This is a genomic window from Streptococcus halitosis (assembly GCF_003143695.2).
In the GTDB taxonomy this organism is placed as follows: Bacteria; Bacillota; Bacilli; order Lactobacillales; family Streptococcaceae; genus Streptococcus; species Streptococcus halitosis.
On the sequence record NZ_QEMY02000009.1, the window covers coordinates 1 to 814 of the forward strand.

General features: G+C 51.1%; 9 tRNA genes. All 9 read left to right on the forward strand.

The annotated features are described in order from the left end of the window. The first annotated feature begins 25 nt into the window (after positions 1-25). The 9 genes from DB729_RS09300 to DB729_RS09340 all read left to right on the forward strand — a co-directional run bounded on the left by DB729_RS09300 (position 26) and on the right by DB729_RS09340 (position 810). A tRNA-Val gene (locus DB729_RS09300) sits at positions 26-98 on the forward strand. Positions 99-102: 4 nt separating this feature from the next. Beyond that, positions 103-175: transfer RNA gene (locus DB729_RS09305), tRNA-Asp, on the forward strand. Between the two features lie 24 nt (positions 176-199). Further along, positions 200-272: transfer RNA gene (locus tag DB729_RS09310), tRNA-Lys, on the forward strand. 5 nt (positions 273-277) lie between these two features. Then, positions 278-359, forward strand: a tRNA-Leu gene (locus DB729_RS09315). Positions 360-371: 12 nt separating this feature from the next. Then, positions 372-444 (forward strand) — tRNA-Thr (locus tag DB729_RS09320). Between the two features lie 27 nt (positions 445-471). Next, positions 472-543: transfer RNA gene (locus DB729_RS09325), tRNA-Gly, on the forward strand. Between the two features lie 7 nt (positions 544-550). After that, positions 551-636 (forward strand) — tRNA-Leu (locus DB729_RS09330). A gap of 11 nt (positions 637-647) precedes the next feature. Then, a tRNA-Arg gene (locus DB729_RS09335) sits at positions 648-721 on the forward strand. 15 nt (positions 722-736) lie between these two features. Next, positions 737-810, forward strand: a tRNA-Pro gene (locus DB729_RS09340). The last annotated feature ends 4 nt before the right edge of the window (positions 811-814 follow it).

Below are 814 nucleotides of genomic sequence, written 5' to 3' on the forward strand. Positions count from 1 at the left end.
GAGATATGGAAGTCGCTTAGCTCGAGGGAGTTTAGCTCAGCTGGGAGAGCATCTGCCTTACAAGCAGAGGGTCAGCGGTTCGATCCCGTTAACTCCCATATAGGTCCCGTAGTGTAGCGGTTATCACGTCGCCCTGTCACGGCGAAGATCGCGGGTTCGATTCCCGTCGGGACCGTTTAAGGTAACGGAAGTTATTTTAGACTCGTTAGCTCAGTTGGTAGAGCAATTGACTTTTAATCAATGGGTCACTGGTTCGAGCCCAGTACGGGTCATATTTGCGGGTTTGGCGGAATTGGCAGACGCACCAGATTTAGGATCTGGCGCTTAACGGCGTGGGGGTTCAAGTCCCTTAACCCGCATAATAGAAAGTAGCCGGCTTAGCTCAGTTGGTAGAGCATCTGATTTGTAATCAGAGGGTCGCGTGTTCAAGTCATGTAGCCGGCATTTTTTTATATAGAATAAGAGGTCGATGCGAACGTAGTTCAGTGGTAGAACACCACCTTGCCAAGGTGGGGGTCGCGGGTTCGAATCCCGTCGTTCGCTTAGAGAGGCCGGGGTGGCGGAACTGGCAGACGCACAGGACTTAAAATCCTGCGATTGGTAACGATCGTACCGGTTCGATTCCGGTCCTCGGCATATAATGATGAGCACCCTTAGCTCAACTGGATAGAGTACCTGACTACGAATCAGGCGGTTAGAGGTTCGACTCCTCTAGGGTGCATTTTTTTATTTAACGCGGGAAGTAGCTCAGCTTGGTAGAGTACTTGGTTTGGGACCAAGGTGTCGCAGGTTCGAATCCTGTCTTCCCGATTGA